General features: G+C 44.8%; 17 protein-coding genes. 14 read left to right on the forward strand and 3 right to left on the reverse strand.

Annotation, left to right across the window (positions count from 1 at the left end):
* The first annotated feature begins 7 nt into the window (after nucleotides 1–7).
* The 5 genes from murC to lpxC all read left to right on the forward strand — a co-directional run bounded on the left by murC (nucleotide 8) and on the right by lpxC (nucleotide 5,969).
* Nucleotides 8–1,468, forward strand: coding sequence for a UDP-N-acetylmuramate--L-alanine ligase (gene murC, locus EJ063_RS09655; protein WP_126574083.1), 1,461 nt, complete (start codon nucleotides 8–10; stop codon nucleotides 1,466–1,468).
* A gap of 185 nt (nucleotides 1,469–1,653) precedes the next feature.
* Nucleotides 1,654–2,436, forward strand: a complete 783-nt coding sequence (locus EJ063_RS09660) for a cell division protein FtsQ/DivIB (protein ID WP_126574084.1) — start codon at nucleotides 1,654–1,656, stop codon at nucleotides 2,434–2,436.
* A complete protein-coding gene (gene ftsA / locus EJ063_RS09665) occupies nucleotides 2,429–3,691 on the forward strand; it encodes a cell division protein FtsA (RefSeq protein ID WP_126574085.1) in 1,263 nt (420 codons plus the stop codon). Before EJ063_RS09660 ends, ftsA begins: the two co-directional genes overlap by 8 nt.
* A gap of 29 nt (nucleotides 3,692–3,720) precedes the next feature.
* Entirely contained in the window at nucleotides 3,721–4,953 is a 1,233-nt protein-coding gene (gene ftsZ / locus EJ063_RS09670) for a cell division protein FtsZ (RefSeq protein ID WP_126574086.1), read from the forward strand.
* Nucleotides 4,954–5,051: 98 nt separating this feature from the next.
* Nucleotides 5,052–5,969: a UDP-3-O-acyl-N-acetylglucosamine deacetylase gene (gene lpxC / locus EJ063_RS09675; RefSeq protein ID WP_126574087.1), complete on the forward strand. Its 918-nt coding sequence runs from the start codon at nucleotides 5,052–5,054 to the stop codon at nucleotides 5,967–5,969.
* A gap of 49 nt (nucleotides 5,970–6,018) precedes the next feature.
* Here lpxC and EJ063_RS09680 read toward each other — a convergent pair whose 3' ends face one another.
* Nucleotides 6,019–6,345: a DciA family protein gene (locus EJ063_RS09680; RefSeq protein ID WP_126574088.1), complete on the reverse strand. Its 327-nt coding sequence runs from the start codon at nucleotides 6,343–6,345 to the stop codon at nucleotides 6,019–6,021.
* A 352-nt stretch (nucleotides 6,346–6,697) separates the two neighbouring features.
* On the opposite strand from EJ063_RS09680, the gene secA reads away from it, so the two are divergent.
* From secA to EJ063_RS09710, 6 genes are all read left to right on the forward strand, one after another.
* Nucleotides 6,698–9,421, forward strand: coding sequence for a preprotein translocase subunit SecA (secA, locus tag EJ063_RS09685; protein ID WP_126574089.1), 2,724 nt, complete (start codon nucleotides 6,698–6,700; stop codon nucleotides 9,419–9,421).
* 352 nt (nucleotides 9,422–9,773) lie between these two features.
* Nucleotides 9,774–10,172: an 8-oxo-dGTP diphosphatase MutT gene (gene mutT / locus EJ063_RS09690; RefSeq protein ID WP_126574090.1), complete on the forward strand. Its 399-nt coding sequence runs from the start codon at nucleotides 9,774–9,776 to the stop codon at nucleotides 10,170–10,172.
* Nucleotides 10,173–10,266: 94 nt separating this feature from the next.
* Nucleotides 10,267–11,076 (forward strand): 4-hydroxy-tetrahydrodipicolinate reductase, encoded by an 810-nt coding sequence (gene dapB / locus EJ063_RS09695; protein ID WP_126574264.1) that lies wholly within the window; start codon nucleotides 10,267–10,269, stop codon nucleotides 11,074–11,076.
* Nucleotides 11,077–11,613: 537 nt separating this feature from the next.
* Nucleotides 11,614–12,753, forward strand: a complete 1,140-nt coding sequence (gene carA, locus EJ063_RS09700) for a glutamine-hydrolyzing carbamoyl-phosphate synthase small subunit (protein WP_126574091.1) — start codon at nucleotides 11,614–11,616, stop codon at nucleotides 12,751–12,753.
* A gap of 16 nt (nucleotides 12,754–12,769) precedes the next feature.
* Nucleotides 12,770–16,000, forward strand: a complete 3,231-nt coding sequence (gene carB / locus EJ063_RS09705; RefSeq protein ID WP_126574092.1) for a carbamoyl-phosphate synthase large subunit — start codon at nucleotides 12,770–12,772, stop codon at nucleotides 15,998–16,000.
* Between the two features lie 222 nt (nucleotides 16,001–16,222).
* On the forward strand, nucleotides 16,223–17,005 hold the full coding sequence (locus EJ063_RS09710) for a TSUP family transporter (RefSeq protein ID WP_126574093.1): 783 nt from the start codon (nucleotides 16,223–16,225) through the stop codon (nucleotides 17,003–17,005).
* Between the two features lie 52 nt (nucleotides 17,006–17,057).
* On the opposite strand, the gene grcA is transcribed toward EJ063_RS09710, so the two are convergent.
* The gene (gene grcA / locus EJ063_RS09715) at nucleotides 17,058–17,435 is read right to left on the reverse strand and encodes an autonomous glycyl radical cofactor GrcA (protein ID WP_053440121.1); all 378 of its coding nucleotides are present in this window, start codon (nucleotides 17,433–17,435) and stop codon (nucleotides 17,058–17,060) included.
* A 329-nt stretch (nucleotides 17,436–17,764) separates the two neighbouring features.
* On the opposite strand from grcA, the gene nfo reads away from it, so the two are divergent.
* The 3 genes from nfo to EJ063_RS09730 all read left to right on the forward strand — a co-directional run bounded on the left by nfo (nucleotide 17,765) and on the right by EJ063_RS09730 (nucleotide 20,219).
* On the forward strand, nucleotides 17,765–18,652 hold the full coding sequence (gene nfo, locus EJ063_RS09720; RefSeq protein WP_126574094.1) for a deoxyribonuclease IV: 888 nt from the start codon (nucleotides 17,765–17,767) through the stop codon (nucleotides 18,650–18,652).
* Between the two features lie 229 nt (nucleotides 18,653–18,881).
* Nucleotides 18,882–19,571: a uracil-DNA glycosylase gene (gene ung / locus EJ063_RS09725; RefSeq protein WP_126574095.1), complete on the forward strand. Its 690-nt coding sequence runs from the start codon at nucleotides 18,882–18,884 to the stop codon at nucleotides 19,569–19,571.
* A gap of 96 nt (nucleotides 19,572–19,667) precedes the next feature.
* Nucleotides 19,668–20,219: a hemerythrin domain-containing protein gene (locus EJ063_RS09730; RefSeq protein WP_126574096.1), complete on the forward strand. Its 552-nt coding sequence runs from the start codon at nucleotides 19,668–19,670 to the stop codon at nucleotides 20,217–20,219.
* Between the two features lie 47 nt (nucleotides 20,220–20,266).
* On the opposite strand, the gene EJ063_RS09735 is transcribed toward EJ063_RS09730, so the two are convergent.
* Nucleotides 20,267–20,449, reverse strand: coding sequence for a DUF3545 family protein (locus EJ063_RS09735; protein ID WP_126574097.1), 183 nt, complete (start codon nucleotides 20,447–20,449; stop codon nucleotides 20,267–20,269).
* Between the last annotated feature and the right edge of the window lie 646 nt (nucleotides 20,450–21,095).

The following is a 21,095-nucleotide window of genomic DNA, read 5'->3' on the forward strand; positions in this document are numbered from 1 at the left end:
AATATTCATGACAATTCAACATACTCAAGATTTGGCTCAAATTAGAGCAATGGTGCCAGAGATGCGCCGTGTTAAATGTATTCACTTCATTGGTATTGGTGGCGCTGGAATGAGCGGCATTGCAGAAGTTCTTCTGAATGAAGGGTATCAAATTTCGGGCTCAGATCTTGCCGACAATCCAGTCACTGAGCGACTCGCAGAAAAAGGGGCAACTATCTTTATTGGCCATGCTGAAGAGAACGTGGCTAAAGCGAGTGTCGTGGTTGTTTCAACGGCCATCAATGAAGAAAATCCAGAGATCATTGCAGCGCGCAGTGCTCGTATTCCGGTGGTTCGCCGCGCAGAAATGCTCGCAGAGTTGATGCGATTCCGTCATGGTATTGCGGTAGCGGGTACTCACGGTAAAACGACGACGACAGCATTAGTGACTCAAATTTACTCAGAAGCTGGCCTTGATCCAACGTTTGTGAATGGTGGTTTGGTAAAGAGTGCAGGAACTAACGCTCGTTTGGGTTCTAGCCGCATCTTAATTGCTGAAGCTGATGAAAGTGACGCCTCTTTCCTACACCTTCAGCCAATGGTCAGTATTGTCACCAACATTGAAGCGGACCATATGGATACTTATGGTGGTGACTTTGAGACGCTTAAGCAGACCTTTATCGATTTTCTTCACAACCTCCCTTTTTATGGTCAGGCAATTCTTTGTGTCGATGACCCAGTTGTCCGTGAGCTGATCCCAAAAGTAAGCCGTCAGGTGATCACTTATGGCTTCTCAGATGATGCTGACGTGCGAATTGCAAACTACCGCCAAGAAGGCCAACAGGGCAAATTCACGGTTATTCGCCAGGGTAAAGCTGACCTCGATATCACATTGAATATTCCTGGTCGCCACAATGCCTTGAATGCTTCAGCCGCAATTGCTGTGGCGACGGAAGATGATATCTCTGACGAAGCGATTTTAAGTGCAATGGCTGGCACGCAAGGTACGGGACGTCGTTTTGACCATCTTGGTGAGTTTGAGACGGGTAACGGCAGCGCGATGTTAGTCGATGACTATGGTCACCACCCAACTGAAGTTGATGTGACGATTCAAGCGGCTCGCAATGGCTGGGAAGATAAACGTTTGGTTATGGTCTTCCAGCCTCACCGTTATAGCCGAACTCGTGATCTATATGATGACTTTGCCAACGTATTAGAGCAGGTTGATGTACTGATTATGCTCGATGTCTATTCGGCTGGAGAGACACCGATTGCGGGCGCAGACAGTCGAGCACTATGTAGGACTATTCGTAGTCGCGGTAAGTTGGACCCGATTTTTGTCCCAGAAAGCAAGGCGTTACCTTCCGTTCTCGCCAACGTTTTACAAGACGGTGACTTAGTATTAACCCAAGGTGCAGGCGATATTGGTAAAGTCGCAAAACAGCTTGCTAGTTTTGAGTTAAATATCGATAAAATGAGCCAAGCCTAGATATAAAGGTTGAATTTTGGGGTTTTATGTCACTTCTTTCATTTAAAGTGGCATTTTCTCATTATCAATGTTTGATACTTTCTTTGACCCCAGTATAATCCGAAGGTTAAAGTAGGTACTTTAGTCTCTAAGAACGAATTGGGTTAGGGAAAGATAAAGCGAGCTGATAGCAAGGACTATGGACTTTGATTAAAACTGCTTTTAATGAAAGCCGTCGTTTAACCTCTATGCCACTAGTAAAAGAACATGCCTTCGGCGGTAGTTTTTTGCTGGTGGTCTTGTTGTTAATAGGCTCACTCCTCTACTCAACGATTTCCTGGATGTGGGATGACCAACGTCTGCCACTTTCAAAGATCGTACTTCAAGGTGATTTGCATTATGTTTCTGCTCAAGATGTTCAGCGAGCCTTTGCGCAGCTAGAGCATGTGGGCACTTTCATGTCACAGGACATAGACGTATTGCAAACAATGGCCGAGTCCATACCTTGGGTTTCTCATGCTTCAATTCGTAAACAGTGGCCAGATACCGTCAAAGTGTTCCTCACCGAACATCACGCAGAAGCGATTTGGAATGGCAATGCGTTATTGAATGACTACGGTCAGGTATTTGATGGTGATATCGGTCAGCTTGATGAAGACCGAGTCAAACTGTACGGTCCTCGTGAGACAAGTAACGAAGTCCTGCAGGTTTGGCGAGACATCACTCCTAGATTTGAAGCACTAGGGCTGACTATTACCTCTTTAGTGTTGAATGAACGCCGAGCATGGCAGATCATTTTAGACAATGGCATTCGCTTGGAACTAGGCAAAGAGTCTTTAGAAGAGCGGATCGAGCGATTTATATCGTTGTATGAGAATTTAGGTAACGACACTCAGCGAGTGAGTTACATTGACCTCAGGTATGATACGGGAGCCTCTATTGGATGGTTCCCTGAGCAAGAGTTAGAACAAGAGAATACAGATGACTAAGACCGCTGATGACAACATTATTGTTGGTCTTGATATAGGCACTGCTACCGTATCAGCTCTGGTAGGCGAAGTATTGCCTGATGGTCAAATCAATATTATTGGTGCTGGTAGTAGCCCATCCAGAGGGATGGATAAAGGTGGTGTTAACGACCTTGAATCGGTGGTGAAGTCAGTTCAACGAGCCGTTGATCAGGCGGAGCTGATGGCAGAGTGCCAAATTAGCAATGTATTTATTTCGCTCTCTGGGCGACATATTGCTAGTCGTATTGAAAAAGGCATGGGAACAATATCGGATGAGGAAGTTTCTCAAGAAGATATGGACCGTGCTATTCATACGGCGAAATCGATTAAAATTGGTGATGAACAGCGCATTCTGCACGTTATTCCTCAAGAATTTACGATTGATTACCAAGAAGGGATTAAAAATCCGCTAGGTTTATCAGGAGTACGGATGGAAGTAAGCGTCCATCTTATTTCTTGTCATAACGATATGGCACGGAATATTATAAAGGCAGTCGAACGCTGTGGCCTGAAAGTAGAACACTTAGTGTACTCTGGGCTCGCAGCTAGTAATGCGGTGATTACTGAAGACGAGCGTGAACTGGGCGTATGTGTTGTTGATATCGGTGCTGGTACAATGGATGTTTCCATTTGGACTGGCGGTGCATTACGACACACAGAAGTGTTTTCTTATGCCGGAAATGCCGTCACCAGTGATATTGCTTTTGCTTTCGGCACGCCGGTGAGTGATGCGGAAGAGATTAAAGTCAAATACGGCTGTGCTCTTAGCGAGCTGGTTAGTAAAGACGATACGGTTAACGTTCCTAGCGTTGGTGGACGCCCATCACGCAGTTTACAACGACAAACTTTGTCTGAAGTGATAGAGCCTCGTTATACTGAGCTTATGGGATTAGTTAACCAAACTATCGACAACGTCCAAGAAAAACTGCGCGAAGAAGGGATTAAACATCATCTTGCCGCAGGTGTGGTGCTCACTGGTGGAGCGGCACAAATTGAAGGCGTGGTTGAATGTGCGGAACGTGTATTCCGCAACCAAGTTCGAGTTGGCAAGCCTTTAGAGGTAAGCGGCTTAACAGATTACGTAAAAGAGCCGTATCATTCGACGGCTGTTGGTTTACTTCATTATGCAAGAGATAGCCAAATAAACGATGAAACTGAATACAACGAGCCAACTCGTCCTTCAGTAACGGGTTTGTTTGATCGCTTGCGTAATTGGATACAAAAAGAGTTTTAACCTGAGCACAGGAAAAACGGAGATAACACATGTTTGAACCGATGATGGAAATGTCTGACGATGCGGTAATTAAAGTCGTTGGAGTTGGTGGCGGTGGTGGTAACGCTGTTGAACACATGGTGCGTGAGTCCATCGAAGGTGTTGAGTTTATTAGTATTAACACTGATGCTCAGGCACTTCGTAAAACCAGTGTGAATAGTGTTATTCAGATTGGCGGCGATATGACCAAAGGTCTAGGTGCTGGTGCGAACCCTCAAGTAGGACGTGACGCAGCTCTCGAAGATCGCGATCGTATTAAAGAAGAGCTAAATGGTGCCGATATGGTATTTATCGCAGCTGGTATGGGCGGTGGTACAGGTACAGGTGCAGCTCCGGTAATTGCAGAAGTAGCGAAAGAGCTAGGTATTCTGACAGTTGCTGTTGTAACTAAGCCATTTAGCTTCGAAGGCAAAAAGCGTTTAGCTTTTGCTGAGCAAGGTATTGAAGAGCTTTCTAAACATGTGGACTCGTTAATTACGATTCCAAATGAAAAGCTACTTAAAGTACTTGGCCGTGGAATTACTCTACTAGAAGCCTTTGCTAGTGCGAATGACGTATTGAAGAACGCGGTACAAGGTATTGCGGAACTGATTACTCGCCCAGGCATGATTAACGTCGACTTTGCGGACGTACGCACTGTAATGTCGGAAATGGGTCATGCAATGATGGGTAGCGGCGTTGCGAAAGGCGAAGATCGTGCGGAAGAAGCGGCAGAGATGGCTATCTCAAGCCCACTTCTAGAAGATATCGATCTTGCTGGTGCTCGTGGTGTGCTTGTTAACATCACTGCTGGCCTAGACATGCGTCTAGACGAGTTTGAAACTGTGGGTAACACAGTGAAAGCATTCGCATCTGACAATGCTACCGTAGTCATTGGTACTTCATTAGATCCAGATATGGCTGATGAAATCCGTGTAACGGTTGTTGCTACCGGTATTGGTAACGAGAAGAAACCTGATATTACGCTAGTTGCTGGCGGAAAGGCGAAAGTAGCACCTGTTGCTCAGCCGCAAACTCAACCACAGACGGCACCTGCTCAGCAGACTGTCAATAAAGTGGAAGAGAAACCGGCACCAACTTTGCAAGAAAAACCTCAGGTAACTCCTCAGCCAACGACTACAACACCAGTTGCTGGTGGTGCAGGCCAAAGTGCAGCACCAAAAGCAGACAAAGAAAGCGGTTACTTAGATATCCCAGCGTTCTTACGTCGTCAAGCTGACTAAAATAACTACAATTTGACACTGTTCAAAATTGTGGTAGCATGCACGGTCAATATCGCTTATTGACCGTGATTTGTAGCATATTTATTGAGGCAAAGCAGATGATCAGACAACGTACTCTGAAAGAAATGGTGAAAACAACTGGTGTGGGTCTCCACTCTGGTCGTAAGGTCACACTTACTCTTCGCCCAGCTGCTGCAAATACCGGCGTTATTTATCGCCGTACAGACGTAAACCCGCCAGTGGATTTCCCGGCAGACCCAGAATCAGTTCGTGACACTATGCTGTGTACAGCGCTAGTGAACGATCAGGGTGTGCGTATCTCTACGGTTGAGCACCTAAATGCAGCCCTAGCGGGCATGGGTATCGACAACGTTGTTGTTGAAGTAGATGCACCTGAAATCCCAATTATGGATGGCAGTGCAAGCCCATTTGTATTCTTACTACAGCAAGCGGGTGTTGAAGAACAAAACGCAGCTAAACGCTTTATCCGCATTAAAAAGCCAGTACGCTTTGAAGATGGCGATAAGTGGGCTGAATTTGTTCCTTTCGATGGTTTCCGTATGGACTTCGAAATCGAGTTTAATCACCCAGCGATTGATGCCGATGAGCAACACTTACTGTTTGATTTCTCTTCTCAAGGTTTTGTTAAAGAGATCTCACGAGCTCGTACGTTTGGCTTCATGCGTGATATTGAATACTTACAGTCTCAGAACCTCGTTCTAGGCGGTAGTTTCGACAACGCAATCGTGCTGGATGAATACCGTATTCTTAATGAAGAAGGCCTTCGTTTTGAAAACGAGTTTGTTACTCACAAAGTATTGGACGCGATTGGCGACCTGTACATGTGTGGTCACCCAATCATCGGTGAATTCCGTGCCTTTAAATCAGGCCACGGTCTAAACAACCAACTACTACGCTCAGTGCTTGCTGATCAAGAAGCTTGGGAATGGGTAACATTCGAAGAAGAAGCAACCTCTCCAGTTGCTTTCGCTGAACCAAACATGGTTCTAGCGTAAACTTAAATTCTAAAAAGAAAGCCAGGCGAAAGTCTGGCTTTTTTACTTGTTATGAGTCTAAATGTCTCACTCTGCGTTTTTCTCGATTCGCTAACTTGGCTAAGCTTTCCAAACGTGCGAATCCTTTTGATCTGAGTTGATTCAGAATATTCAATCGTTCGTAATCGGTCTTCATTTTGATGCTAGTGCTGGCCACTTCAAGGATCAACTGGCTGTCTCTGATGTTTGCCACCCGGCAATATCGTTCCGTTCTCTGAGCTAAGATCATCTTTAATTCTTGGTTGATCACCATGATCTCTTTGGCGTGTTGCTGCTGTTTTGATCGTTGCGAATCAGCGATGATGTCATCACCAAGAGTCGGGCGGTGGTCTCTCATATCAGGTCTTAGTTCTGATCTATACTGGTTAGTTCAGTGAACAGATGCGCGGGAAGAGAGCATTAATCGAGTCACTGAATGACATTTACTCTGCGATAAATGAGCAAACAAACGGCAGATAACCGCTAAAAATAAAGAGTGGTTCAAACAAATTACTATGTTATTGGTTGTTCGATAGAAAATTTCTTAAACTACCCGCCACTTATCATTATATAAGCCTTGAAATCGAGAGTTCTCATCACAATATCTGAGTAAAGTGATTTATCTCAGTATTCTTAGTTAAAAACTGTTAGAGACTGAAGGCATTAAAAGTAGATCGGGCCCGATCTAAGTAAAGAGAGATTCATAACACATGATTACTAAGCTACTGACAAAGGTAATTGGCAGTCGCAATGACCGAACACTGCGCCGCCTGAGAAAAATTGTAAAAGAGATTAATAACTACGAGCCGACTTTCGAAGCGCTTTCTGACGAAGAACTAAAAGCGAAAACGGTTGAGTTCCGTCAGCGCTTAGAGCAAGGTGAAGCACTCGATAAGCTGATCCCAGAAGCTTTTGCAACGGTACGTGAAGCATCTAAACGTGTGTACGGCATGCGTCATTTCGACGTGCAGCTTATTGGTGGTATGGTCCTAAACGCAGGCCAGATTGCTGAAATGCGTACCGGTGAAGGTAAAACGCTTACTGCAACATTACCAGCGTACCTAAATGCACTGAAAGGGGCTGTTCACGTGGTTACCGTGAATGACTACCTAGCAAAACGTGATGCTGAGACAAACCGCTCTCTATTTGAATTCCTAGGTATGACTGTTGGCGTTAACGTGCCAAACATGCCTCCTCATGAGAAGAAAGAAGCGTATCAAGCCGATATTCTCTACGGTACAAACAACGAGTTTGGTTTCGACTACCTACGAGACAACATGGCTTTCCGAGCAGAAGATCGTGTACAGCGTGAACGTTACTTCGCTATTGTCGATGAGGTGGACTCAATCCTAATCGATGAAGCGCGTACTCCGCTTATCATTTCAGGCCCAGCTGAAGATAGCTCAGATCTTTACACTCGCATCAATACCTTGATTCCTCAACTGCAAAAACAAGATCAGGAAGACTCAGAAGAGTACCGAGGTGACGGTCACTACACGGTTGACGAAAAATCGAAGCAAGTTCACTTGACGGAAACAGGTCAGGAATTTGTTGAAGAGTTGATGATCAAAAATGGTCTGATGGAAGAGGGCGATACGCTTTACTCTCCAACTAACATTAGCCTATTACACCACGTTAACGCGGCTCTTCGTGCTCATGTATTGTTTGAAAAGAACGTAGATTATATCGTCAATGAAGACGGCGAAGTGGTCATCGTTGATGAACATACAGGTCGTACGATGGCAGGACGTCGTTGGTCTGAAGGTTTACACCAGGCAGTAGAAGCAAAAGAAGGCGTTAAGATCCAGAACGAGAACCAGACGCTAGCGTCAATCACGTTCCAGAACTTCTTCCGTTTATACGAAAAACTATCTGGTATGACGGGTACTGCGGACACCGAAGCATTCGAATTCCAGTCTATCTACGGTCTAGAAACGGTTGTTATCCCAACCAACAAACCGATGATTCGTAACGATATGCCAGATGTGGTTTACCGTACTGAAACTGACAAGTTCAACGCAATCATTGAAGATATCAAAGAGCGCGTTGCTAAAGGTCAGCCTAGCCTTGTTGGTACTGTTTCTATCGAAAAATCTGAGCTTCTTTCGAATGCTCTGAAAAAAGCGAAGATTAAACACAACGTACTGAACGCGAAATTCCACGAGAAAGAAGCGGAAATCGTTGCAGGTGCGGGTACGCCAGGCGCGGTAACTATCGCGACCAACATGGCAGGTCGTGGTACCGATATCGTATTAGGTGGTAGCTGGCAATCTAAAGTTGAAGCACTAACAGATCCAACATCAGAACAAATCGCAGAAATTAAAGCTGAGTGGAAAATTATTCATGACCAAGTGTTAGAAGCGGGTGGTCTACACATTATTGGTACTGAGCGTCACGAATCTCGCCGTATCGATAACCAGCTGCGTGGTCGTTCTGGTCGTCAGGGTGACGCGGGTTCTTCTCGCTTCTACCTGTCGATGGAAGACTCACTGCTTCGCATCTTCACGTCAGATCGTATGGCGAGCCTAATTCAAAGTGGTATGGAAGAGGGTGAAGCGATCGAATCTAAGATGCTCTCTCGTTCAATCGAAAAAGCGCAACGTAAAGTGGAAGGTCGTAACTTCGACATCCGTAAGCAGCTTCTTGAATACGATGATGTAGCGAACGATCAGCGTAAAGTTGTGTACGAATTGCGTGATGAACTGATGAGCGCAGAAGACATCAGCGACATGATCGAACATAACCGCACGGATGTTCTTTCGGCTATTATCGATGAATACATTCCACCGCAATCTTTAGAAGATATGTGGGACACTGAAGGTCTTCAAGAGCGCTTGAAGAATGACTTCGACATTGATGCTCCAGTGAAGCAGTGGCTAGAAGAAGATGACAAGCTCTACGAAGAAGCCCTTCGTGAGAAAATTCTAGAAACAGCGGTAACGGTCTACAAACAGAAAGAAGAAGTGGTAGGCGAGCAAGTGCTACGCAACTTCGAAAAATCTGTGATGCTACAGACGCTCGATACACTGTGGAAAGAGCACCTAGCGGCAATGGATCATCTACGTCAAGGTATTCACCTGCGCGGCTATGCTCAGAAGAACCCAAAACAAGAGTACAAACGTGAGTCGTTTGAGTTGTTTGAAGGTCTTCTAGATGCGCTGAAATCGGATGTGATCACTATTTTGTCTAAGGTGCGTGTACAGCAGCAAGAAGAAGTTGAGCGTATGGAAGCTCAGCGTCAGGCACAAGCTGAAGAAGCGGCACGCCGTGCTCAAGCTCAACATGCTTCGGCTGAAAACCAGCTTTCGGAAGGCGAAGAGTCTGACGGCGCACACCAACCAATGGTACGCGAAGAACGTAAAGTTGGCCGTAATGAGCCATGCCCTTGTGGCAGTGGCAAGAAGTACAAACAGTGTCACGGCAAAATCGAATAAGGTTTGTTGATGAATCGTTGCTGTAACAGATGACTGCTGCGTTGATGGCACTCACTTACTGGCGTAAGCTCCGTGCCATCGCCTTGTATTCATAGCGTTACAGCTTAGCTTCATGCAAACTTATAAAACTAATGAAGAGTCGCTTAGGCGGCTCTTTTTGTATGTAAATTTCATGGCTTACTTTGTTACGCAAGGAAGTCGTCATTCCCTATAGCGAGGAACGAGCGTAATAGGGAATCTCGTTTAGTTAGGCTCACGTTGTTTTAGGTCCCCAACTCAGTCGTTCCTCCTTCTTGAGGATGACGTACTCAGGGACTATGTGAGTTAAGCGTTTTATTAAGGAACACCATCAATGAAAAGAATCCATATTGTCGCGGGAATCATCTTCAATCCAGAAAAGTCTCAGGTATTTATTACTAAGCGCCCAGATGATAAACACAAAGGGGGCTTTTGGGAGTTTCCTGGTGGCAAAGTCGAACAAGGTGAAACGATTGAACAAGCAATGATCCGCGAGCTTGAAGAAGAGATCGGTATCACTACGACTGAACAGCACGTATTTGAACATTTAGAGTTTGACTACCCAGAGAAGTCACTGAAGTTCGACTTTATCTGTATCACGGCCTTTGAAGGACAGCCTTATGGGAAAGAGGGACAGCAGGGAGAATGGGTCGATCTCGCTCAATTGGTTAACTATACCTTTCCGGAAGCGAATGTACCTATCTTAGAGCGAGTAGTAAAAGAGTTCGCATAGACCCTAGCCACTGATGGCGAATGTTGATAGTTTAATGAGACAAATTGGAATGGACTGCAAAGAAGCAGTGAAGAAAACAACGGAGAACAGCGCAATGGTAAGAATTGCAGTTGCAGGTGCGGCAGGCCGCATGGGACGCAACCTAGTCAAAGCAACGTATAACAACGAACAAGCTTCAGTCGCCGCAGGATCTGAGCGTCCAGAATCCTCTCTTGTTGGGGTAGATCTTGGTGAGTTGTGTGGTGAAGGAAAGTTTGACGTTGTTGTAACTGATGATCTTGCTAAAGATATTGAGCAGTTCGATGTGATTATTGATTTCACTGCACCAGTGAGTACGTTGGTTAACTTGGATCTTTGTCGTCAACATGGCAAAAGTATCGTGATTGGTACAACTGGCTTTACGGATGAAGAGCGTGAATTGATAGACACGGTTGCCCAAGAAGTGCCTGTTGTTATGGCGCCAAACTACTCTGTCGGTGTTAACCTGGTATTCAAGTTACTTGAGAAAGCAGCCAAAGTAATGGGCGATTACTGCGATGTAGAAATCGTTGAAGCGCACCACCGCCATAAAGTCGATGCACCTTCAGGTACCGCGATTGGTATGGGAGAAGCGATTGCTGGCGCTATGGGGAACAAGCTGAATGATGTCGCGGTTTATGCTCGCGAAGGTATTACAGGTGAGCGCACCAAGGATGAGATTGGTTTTGCGACCATTCGTGCTGGTGACATTATTGGTGAGCATACCGCAATGTTTGCCGATATTGGTGAGCGAGTAGAAATCACTCATAAAGCAACAGATCGCATGACCTTTGCCAATGGAGCAGTAAAGGCGGCGGTATGGTTAAACCAAAAGCCGGCGGGTTTTTACACCATGACGGACGTACTTGGTCTTAATGATCTATAGACAATGTTTATTCGCCAAGTTTCGTACGGATTAGAGAGTATGAAATTTGAGGGTAAATAGATAATTATGCGCTGGGCTTGCCCGGCGTTTTTTGTGCCTTGAATATTGCTATTAGTATTTCTTCGAAAATAACGCGTTAGAATGAAGGGGTTTGTTGTTGCTTTTATGGGTTAAGGTGCGTTTTTTCTTTGAGTTGCGTGAAAGTAAGGGTAAATAATGGTGTTGCATCGTTTGCGCTAATTTTGTCGATAAAAGTGTGATCTAAGATTTGCTGGGAAATGATGATTTCATTAATCATTAACCATTAGTCCGTTAAAGTGGCACTAAACCTTGTGTTTTGGCCTTCTAAATCGGTTTTTTGATTTAAGGCTCCTAAATATTAAATTTATTTTTGAGACTGTATTGACAGGTTTCATCATGATCACTAAAATACCGCCAATTTGTCTAATTTCCATAAACACGCAGTTTCTGGTGTTTCAGGAAGGTAGATTTGCAAATTAAATCAATTTTAATGCATATTTATTTCTGGAGGTTGTCTTGAAAAAGTCAGCACTACTTGTCCTAGAAGATGGGACAGTATTTCACGGTGAAGCCATTGGCGCTGTAGGTTCTGCAGTTGGTGAAGTCGTTTTTAATACCTCGATGACGGGGTACCAAGAAATCCTCACTGATCCTTCCTACTCTCAACAAATCGTTACCCTTACTTACCCTCACATTGGCAATACCGGAACCAACTCCGAAGATGAAGAATCCTCTTCAATCCACGCTCAAGGCCTTGTGATTCGCGATCTTCCTCTTATCGCTTCTAACTTCCGTAATGAACAATCCCTTTCTGATTATCTTAAGTCGCAAAACGTTGTTGGTATCGCTGATATCGACACTCGTAAGCTGACGCGTATTCTTCGTGAAAAAGGCGCACAGAATGGTTGCATCGTGGCGGGTAACAACTTAGATGAAGCTTTGGCTCTCGCTAAAGCAAAAGAATTCCCTGGCCTGAAAGGTATGGACCTTGCGAAAGAAGTTACAACAAAAGAAGCGTATCAATGGAAACAAGGTTCGTGGACGCTTACGGGTGGACTTCCTGAAGCGAAAGCAGACTCAGAATTGCCATACCACGTTGTTGCTTATGACTTCGGTGCAAAACGAAATATCCTACGAATGCTCGTTGACCGCGGTTGCCGCCTAACGGTTGTTCCTGCTGAAACTTCTGCTGAAGAAGTGCTTGCACTAAACCCAGACGGTGTATTCCTTTCAAATGGCCCTGGTGACCCAGAACCATGTACTTACGCAATTGAAGCGACAAAAGTGTTCCTAGATACAGGTTTACCAATCTTTGGTATCTGTCTAGGCCACCAAATTCTTGCTCTTGCGTCAGGCGCTAAGACAGTGAAGATGAAGTTTGGTCACCACGGTGCAAACCACCCAGTTAAAGATTTAGATCGTGATGTTGTGATGATTACTTCGCAAAACCACGGCTTTGCTGCTGACGAAGAGACGCTTCCTGAAAACCTACGTGCAACGCACAAGTCTCTATTTGATGGTTCTCTACAAGGTATCCACCGTACAGACAAACCAGCATTTAGCTTCCAAGGTCACCCAGAAGCAAGCCCAGGTCCAGAAGACGCAGCGCCGTTATTTGACCACTTCATTGAACTAATTAAACAGCACACAGCGTAATTCGGAGTAGTAGACAATGCCAAAACGTACTGACATTAAAAGTATTCTAATTCTAGGTGCTGGCCCGATCGTTATCGGCCAAGCATGTGAGTTCGATTACTCTGGTGCTCAAGCTTGTAAAGCGCTTCGCGAAGAAGGTTACCGAGTTATTCTTGTAAACTCGAACCCAGCGACCATCATGACTGACCCTGATATGGCTGATGCAACTTACATCGAGCCTATCCAATGGGAAGTTGTTCGCAACATCATTGCGAAAGAGAAGCCAGATGCAGTTCTACCTACAATGGGCGGCCAAACAGCACTTAACTGTGCACTAGACCTAGAGAAATACGGTGTTCTTGAAGAGTTCGGTGTAGAGATGATTGGTGCAACGGCTGACGCTATCGATAAAGCAGAAGACCGTTCACGCTTTGATAAAGCAATGAAAGCAATTGGTCTAGAGTGTCCAACTGCTGATACAGCGAAAAGCATGGAAGAAGCTTACAAAGTTTTAGACATGGTTGGCTTCCCTTGTATCATCCGTCCATCATTCACTATGGGTGGTACAGGCGGTGGTATCGCTTACAACAAAGAAGAATTTGAAGAAATCTGTCGTCGTGGTTTGGACCTATCTCCAACCAACGAACTTCTCATCGATGAATCTCTTATCGGTTGGAAAGAGTACGAGATGGAAGTGGTTCGTGACAAAAACGACAACTGTATCATCGTATGTGCGATTGAAAACTTTGACCCAATGGGTATCCACACGGGTGACTCAATCACAGTTGCACCAGCACAAACTCTAACAGACAAAGAATACCAACTGATGCGTAACGCTTCTCTAGCGGTACTGCGTGAGATTGGTGTTGAAACAGGTGGTTCAAACGTACAGTTTGGTATCAACCCGAAAGATGGCCGCATGGTTATCATCGAGATGAACCCACGTGTATCTCGCTCTTCAGCACTCGCGTCTAAAGCGACAGGTTTCCCAATCGCTAAGATTGCAGCGAAACTGGCTGTTGGCTTCACGCTAGACGAGCTAATGAATGACATCACTGGCGGCGCAACGCCAGCATCATTCGAACCAACCATCGACTACGTAGTCACTAAGATTCCTCGTTTCAACTTCGAGAAATTTGCAGGTGCTAACGACCGTCTAACGACGCAAATGAAGTCTGTTGGTGAAGTTATGGCTATCGGCCGTAACCAACAAGAATCTCTACAAAAAGCACTTCGCGGCCTAGAAGTTGGCGCGACTGGTTTTGACGAAATGGTAGACCTAGATGCACCTGACGCTCTAACGACTATCCGTCACGAACTGAAAGAAGCAGGCGCAGAGCGTATTTGGTACATCGCGGATGCATTCCGTGCGGGTATGTCTGTAGATGGTGTATTCAACCTAACGCAAATCGACCGTTGGTTCCTAGTTCAAATCGAAGACATCGTTAAGCTTGAGCAAGAACTTAAAGCGAAAGGCTTTGCTGGTCTGAACAAAGACGAGCTAAACAAGCTGAAGCGTAAAGGCTTTGCTGATGCGCGCCTATCTAAGATTTTAGGTGTAGCAGAAAGCGAAATTCGTCGTCTGCGTGACCAATACGATATCCACCCAGTGTACAAGCGTGTTGATACGTGTGCGGCTGAGTTCTCTTCAGATACGGCTTACATGTACTCATCTTACGATGACGAGTGTGAAGCAAACCCAACAGATAAAGACAAAATCATGATTCTGGGCGGCGGTCCAAACCGTATCGGCCAAGGTATTGAATTTGACTACTGTTGTGTACACGCATCACTAGCTCTACGTGAAGATGGCTTTGAGACTATCATGGTTAACTGTAACCCTGAGACTGTTTCAACGGATTACGACACCTCTGACCGTTTGTACTTCGAACCAGTCACTCTGGAAGATGTACTAGCAATCGCTCGCGTTGAGAAGCCAAAGGGCGTTATCGTTCAGTACGGTGGTCAAACACCACTTAAACTGGCTCGCGCACTTGAAGCGGCTGGCGTGCCAATCATCGGTACTAGCCCTGATGCAATCGACCGTGCAGAAGACCGTGAGCGTTTCCAAGTTGCAGTTGACCGCCTAGGTCTTCTACAGCCAGAGAACGCGACAGTAACAACAATGGAACAAGCGGTAGAGAAATCTCGCGAAATCGGCTTCCCATTGGTTGTACGTCCTTCATACGTACTTGGTGGTCGTGCGATGGAAATCGTATACGACGAGCAAGACCTACGTCGTTACTTCAACGAAGCAGTAAGCGTATCGAACGAATCTCCAGTTCTTCTTGATAGCTTCCTAGACGACGCAGTTGAAGTCGATATCGATGCTATCTGTGACGGTGAGCGCGTAGTTATCGGCGGTATCATGGAGCACATCGAACAAGCGGGTGTTCACTCAGGTGACTCAGCATGTTCTCTTCCTGCATATACGCTAAGCCAAGAAATCCAAGACGTAATGCGCGAGCAAGTTGAAAAGCTAGCGTTCGAGTTGGGTGTTCGTGGTCTAATGAATACGCAGTTTGCTGTTAAGAACAATGAAGTGTACCTAATCGAGGTTAACCCTCGTGCAGCACGTACGGTTCCATTCGTATCGAAAGCAACTGGCGCGCCAATCGCTAAGATTGCCGCTCGTGTAATGGCGGGTCAATCGTTAGAGTCTCAAGGCTTTACCAAAGAAATCATTCCACCTTATTACTCAGTAAAAGAAGTGGTACTTCCATTCAACAAGTTCCCTGGTGTTGACCCACTGTTAGGCCCAGAAATGCGCTCTACTGGTGAAGTTATGGGTGTTGGCGCGACGTTCGCAGAAGCATACTCTAAAGCTGAGTTGGGTTGTGGCAACATCTACCCAGAAGGCGGCCGTGCACTTCTTTCTGTTCGCGAAGGCGACAAAGAGCGTGTTGTTGACCTAGCCTCTAAGCTATCTAAGCTTGGTTACCAGCTAGACGCAACTCACGGTACCGCCGTTATTCTAGGCGAAGCGGGCATCAACCCACGTCTAGTAAACAAGGTACACGAAGGTCGTCCTCACATTCTTGACCGTATCAAGAACAACGAGTACACCTACATCGTGAACACTGCAGCTGGCCGTCAAGCGATTGAAGATTCTAAAGTACTTCGTCGTGGCGCACTTGCTGAGAAAGTGAACTACACGACTACGCTAAACGCTGCATTCGCGACTTGTATGGCGCACACAGCAGACGCGAAGACGTCAGTCACTTCAGTTCAAGAGCTACACGCACAGGTGAAAGCTTCTCAAGCTTAATTTGTTTATCTCAGCTAACTTGAACTGAAGTTAGCGAAGAGAAATGCTCAGAGCCCACTTTTCGGAGTGGGCTTTTTTACGTTTCTAATTAGCTGGTTAGACAGGTACGTTCTGCAAGTGGCGGAGTTGTTATATGTTTGTCATAACAATGGATTTTGATAACAGCTTTGACCAATTGATGATATTTTATCGAGGACTCTAACAACTTCGTAAATGACTCAAATGGAACTGACTTTCGAGATTTTGGCGCTACTTTTTTTTGTTGCGACCCTTGCTGGCTTTATTGATGCCATGGCGGGTGGTGGTGGGCTTATCACTCTTCCTGCATTGTTAGCGGCTGGTATTCCCCCAACGCAAGCATTGGCGACGAACAAGCTGCAAAGTTCTTTTGGCAGTTTTTCGGCCAGTTGGTATTTTGTCCGCAATGGCATCGTCAGTATCAGGGAACTGCGGTTTGCTATTCTTTGCACCTTTGTCGGTTCAGCCGTTGGTGCTGAAGTGGTGCAATACATTGATGCGGGCATCTTAACGAGCTTAATCCCACTTCTATTGGTCGCTATCTCTCTTTATTTCTTGATGATGCCAAAAGCGAAAGAGCAGAAAGGTACAGCGAAACTCTCTGAAGCGATGTTTGCCTTCTGTGTTGGTGGCGGGGTTGGCTTCTACGATGGTTTCTTTGGCCCAGGCACAGGATCAATATTTACGGTCTGCTTTGTGGCGTTAGGACATTTCTCCTTAGTGGATGCGACAGCACGAACTAAGGTGCTTAACTTTACCTCGAACATCGCAGCGCTGATCTTCTTTGTTATCGCAGGTCTACCAGTGTGGGAATTAGGGTTGGTGATGGCTGTTGGTGGCTTTATTGGTGCGCAGCTTGGAGCAAAAGTGGTGGTCACCAAAGGTCAAAAATGGATTCGCCCATTAGTGATCGTGATGTCGATGTTGATGGCGATTAAACTGTTGTGGGAACAACATCATGATTGGCTGGTTTCTTTGATTCAGTAGAAATAAAAAAGGCGCTCACTGAGCGCCTTTTTCAAATATCGTTGACTGAGAATTATAGAGACTCAGTGAAAGTACGTGCGATAACGTCGCGTTGCTGCTCTGTCGTTAGAGAGTTGAAACGCACAGCGTAACCAGATACACGGATTGTTAGCTGAGGGTAGTTCTCTGGGTGAGCAACGGCGTCTTCTAGCGTTTCACGCTTAAGAACGTTAACGTTTAGGTGTTGGCCACCTTCGATACGTGGAGCTGTTTCGATTGCCACTTCACGGCTCTCGTAATCACCTAGGTCGTTGATCGCGATTACTTGGTCTGCTTCGAAACCAGAGTTTGCTGCAACGCAACGTGCTTCATTCTTTTCGCTATCTAGTAGCCAGATTGAGTTAAGTAGGTCATCGTTAGCTGCTTTAGTGATTTGAATACCTTGGATCATTACTATCTCCTAGTCCACTTGAGTGGTTGTTTGGTGTTAACTTTCGAATTTTGTCGAGCTACGTATTATATAGCGAATATCCCTTATGGTAATATTGATTTAAGTCAAAAAACAACCAAAAACACTATTTTTACAAAGGTTATTTTCTTGTTCTAAATCAATAAAATCTTTGAAAACAATATAGTTACAATTTATTTGATATTATAAAAATTATTTAATAACTATTTTTGTTGTAAATTTACTACAAAAATAGTTCATAACTTGAGCTGTATCATCTAAATGATGGTAAATAGGCCCTTAGACTGAAAGTACAAAGTGATTAAGTAACAATGGTAAAAAAACAGTACGGAAATAAATTTATTGGTGCTCACGTATCAGCGGCTGGTGGTGTCGATCAAGCGCCATTGCGAGCGAGAGAAATTGGTGCGAATGCATTTGCCCTTTTCACTAAGAATCAGCGTCAATGGGTCGCTAAACCTCTAGAGGCGAGTACCATTAGTGCGTTTAAAGCCAACTGTAAAATGCTGGGTTATAGTAGCGACCAGATTCTTCCTCATGACTCCTACCTAATAAACTTAGGTGCGCCGGAAGAGGAGAAGTTAGAAAAGTCGAGGGCTGCGTTTATTGATGAAATGGAACGCTGTCAGCAACTCGGTTTGACTCTGCTCAATTTTCATCCTGGGAGTCATTTAAAGAAAATTTCTGAAGATGAGTGTTTGGCTAAGATTGCGGAATCGATCAATTTAGCACATCAAGCGGTTCCGGATGTTATCGCTGTGATTGAGAATACTGCAGGGCAAGGAACAAACCTTGGTTGGCGTTTTGAACACTTAGCACAAATCATTGAACAGGTGGAAGATAAGTCGCGTGTCGGAGTGTGTCTCGACACCTGCCATACGTTTGCCGCAGGCTATGATTTAACGAGCTTTGACGCGTGTGAAGTAACCTTCGCTGAGTTTGACCGTGTGGTTGGTATGCAATATTTGCGTGCAATGCACATCAATGATTCAAAAATTGCCTTAGGCGGCAAAGTCGACAGACACGATGCGTTAGGCAAGGGCGCAATTGGATGGGACTGTTTCGAGTACATCTCAAAAGATCCTCGCTTTGACGGTATCCCACTGATTTTAGAGACAATAGAACCTGATTTGTGGTCGCAAGAGATCAACCAAATGCGACAATTTCATTTGCAAGCGTTGGCGGAGATCGCCGAGTAAAGTAAAGCTGGCATGGATCTTTCTTATTTTCTATTGAGTTTGCAAAATGAGGATTTCACCATGCCATATACTCACACTTATTTCTCTGCACGCCCGGTTCGTTTTCCGATGCCGAATCGTCATATTTCAGGTCAAGGTCACTACCGTACCCCTCAGAAGCATTAACCTCTTTGTTCCTTCTTTCTATTTTGCGACAATTACGGAGTAAATAGAGAAGAAGGAACGATCGATGAATACTTCCATGACTTGGCATGATGTTATTGGTGCTGAGAAAGAGCAGCAATACTTCAAACAGACACTCGCTTTTGTTGAATCTGAACGTGCTGCCGGTAAAACAGTCTTTCCAGCTACTAATGATGTGTTCAACGCATTCAAAGCCACTGAGTTTTCACAAGTCAAAGTGGTGATTTTGGGGCAAGACCCTTATCACGGACCAAACCAAGCACACGGCTTAAGTTTCTCTGTACGGCCAGGAATTAAAGTGCCTCCGTCTTTAGTTAATATGTATAAAGAACTGGTTCAAGATATCGAAGGGTTTGAAATTCCATCGCATGGCTATCTGCAAAGCTGGGCGCAGCAAGGAGTGCTTCTTCTCAATACGGTTTTAACGGTCGAGCAGGGCAAAGCTCACTCCCATGCAAAAAGTGGCTGGGAAACGTTTACAGATAAAGTCATTGAAGCGATTAACCAGCATCAACAGGGCGTTGTATTTCTGCTGTGGGGCGCTCACGCTCAAAAGAAAGGCCAATTTATTGATCGTAGTAAGCATCATGTTTTGTCTGGTCCGCACCCGTCACCACTTTCGGCCTACCGAGGCTTCTTCGGTTGTCGTCATTTCTCTCAAGCCAATGACATTCTATTAGCGCAGAATAAGACGCCAATTGACTGGAAACTTCCCCTTGATGTGACCGTTGAGTAACTGAATCTCGAAAATAGATTAAAATTCGAACAAGATCAAAGCGCTTTACCGGTATCTCTAATAAGCTTAATAAAAGTAAGTGTTAAGGAGAGCGCTATGATGATTGAACGGATTAAAAGAGAACATGGGTATATGGTGAAGTTATTGGCGATCTTAAGGCATAAGCTCGCCGTGCTTAAAGATGAAAGAGCGGTAAACTACGCGGTTCTAAAGGAAGTGGTCGATTACCTCGCGAATCACTCAGAGAAAGTGCACCACCCTAAAGAGGATATTCTCTACCACTATTACCTTACCCATTATGGTCACCACCAAGATATTGAAAACCTAGAGTCTGAACATGAGGCGTTGTCACGCATTACCCATGATTTTCTGAATGTTGTTGAGATGGTTTTACAAGATGCGGTGGTTCCTCAAGAGATCTTCATTGAGCAGTTGGAGGCTTTTTTAGATGCTCAGAAAAAGCACTTGGAGCTAGAAGAACAAAAGATATTTCCTCGTCTTATCGAGACTTTCACTGTTAAGGATTGGCAGTCGGTTGAAGAGCAGTGGAGTGTATGTGAAGACGATCCTGTCTTTGGCTCTACAATAGCAGAGCAGTATCAACAACTCGCCTCACGCATTCATCAAAACGCGCATGAGAGCACCTAAATTACTCCGTGACTAGAAATGAAAAAGAGGCATTGCGCCTCTTTTATCTAGTATTCGACACCGTGTGAATCATCAAAGCCGATATCCATATCCATTAACTCTTTTTGTAAGCGTTGGCGGTCTTTAATTGCTTCGATTTCTCGCCATTTACGTTTTACTGGTTTCGAACGCCCACCTCTTCCTTTTGGTAAGTCCTGTTCAAAAATTTCTTCAAAGTTTAAGCCTTCCATAAGCGACCTCTTTATGATTTTTTATTCCCTCTACCTGGGGAATGTTTTTAATACCATATCTAAATCTACCGTAACTTTGATTCGTTTCTCATTTGTTACGTTTCAATGAAGCTTTTACGCATAATGTGCGTGAGAGTCACAAAAAACGGGGATAGTGATGGTGTTTTTTTGAGCGATCGAATTGACGAAAACGATTAAATAGCAAAATAGGGTTTGTTACATGGATGTGTGATTTTATATAAAGAGGTTCATTATTCATCTGGGTGCTTAGTGGGCTAACCCCTGAGTTGGTTTTTTACCGTTTGTTGTTTTTATTAATGTAACGAATGCCTTGTACAGTAAGGCATCGGCGTTTCAACTGGTGAAAAGCGCAACGCAGCACTATGAAACAGAGGATGTAGTCGAATGATTAATTTTTTGTTTTATTGATGTTGGTTGTTGTGATTGTGTGTTGTTAAGTTTCGGTGACTATCTAGTGAAAAATAGCAAGAATATAATCCTTGATGCATATTGATTTTTGTCTTTCTTCGCTGCATTATCCGCCCGTCAAAAAATACGCTGACACGTAAAATGGAAGCATGAAGCGCTTTTTACAGGTCTATACCGCATAAAACAACAACACAAAGACTGAGCAACCTTGACACTC

Origin of the sequence: Vibrio aquaticus, assembly GCF_003970385.1 — a bacterium.
Classification (GTDB): domain Bacteria; phylum Pseudomonadota; class Gammaproteobacteria; order Enterobacterales; family Vibrionaceae; genus Vibrio; species Vibrio aquaticus.